General features: G+C 71.7%; 1 protein-coding gene and 1 pseudogene. Both read right to left on the bottom strand.

All coding sequences use genetic code 11. The annotated features are described in order from the left end of the window. Positions 1–29: 29 nt before the first annotated feature. On the bottom strand, positions 30–359 hold the full coding sequence (locus tag OOT08_RS04055) for a hypothetical protein (protein ID WP_325091246.1): 330 nt from the start codon (positions 357–359) through the stop codon (positions 30–32). Between the two features lie 58 nt (positions 360–417). Beyond that, positions 418–692: pseudogene (locus OOT08_RS04050) on the bottom strand (thiamine pyrophosphate-binding protein); the annotation flags it as partial.

The raw sequence follows: 692 nt of genomic DNA, 5'->3' as shown, positions 1-692 counted from the left end.
GAACGCCGGTGCTCGCGCGAGCGGGCGGTTCAGCGGATGATGAGGTCCGCGAGGGCGAGGACGGCGACCGTGCCGCCGAAGCCGATCAGGCCGCCGATGACGCGCGTGCGCATCTCCGCGTCCCGACGATCCAGGACCACGAGCACGCGCATGGCGACGAGGACCCCGACGGCGGCGCAGAACATCCACGGGGTGCCGGGGGCCGACCAGCCGTCCCGCTGCACCTCAACGAAAAAGGCGGTGCCCGTCAGAATCACCAGGAACCCGAACACGATGACGATCCGGCGCACGGGGGTGAACCAGGACAGGAATCGCATCAGGGCGTTCGGCTTCGGGGCGGCGTTCTGGTGCTGAGTCATCTGTTTCTCCGGGGGTCGCGCCACACAGGCGGGCACCTCAACGCTACCAGCGCTCGGCTCAGTGCCCCGCGAAGGCCTCCGCGAGCCACCAGGCGCCGCCGTCCGAGGCGATCTTCGCGTCAAGCACGAGGGGCGTGCGCGGCCCCGCGGCCAGCCACGCGCGGACCCCGGCGAGGTCGGAGAGCTCGCGCACCGTGAGCGCCTCCGCGCCGAAGCCGCGCGCGATGGCCGCGATGTCGGTGTCGGGAAACACCACCTGGCGAAGGTCCACCCCGGGGTCGCCCGGCCCGAAGTGATGCACCTCGGCCCCGTACCCCCGGTCGTTGTACACCA

The sequence above is a fragment of the Leucobacter sp. M11 genome, assembly GCF_035726885.1.
Lineage (GTDB): Bacteria > Actinomycetota > Actinomycetes > Actinomycetales > Microbacteriaceae > JAPFRB01.
Note: the sequence above shows the minus strand (reverse complement) of the source record. Positions and strands in the feature narration are given on the sequence as shown.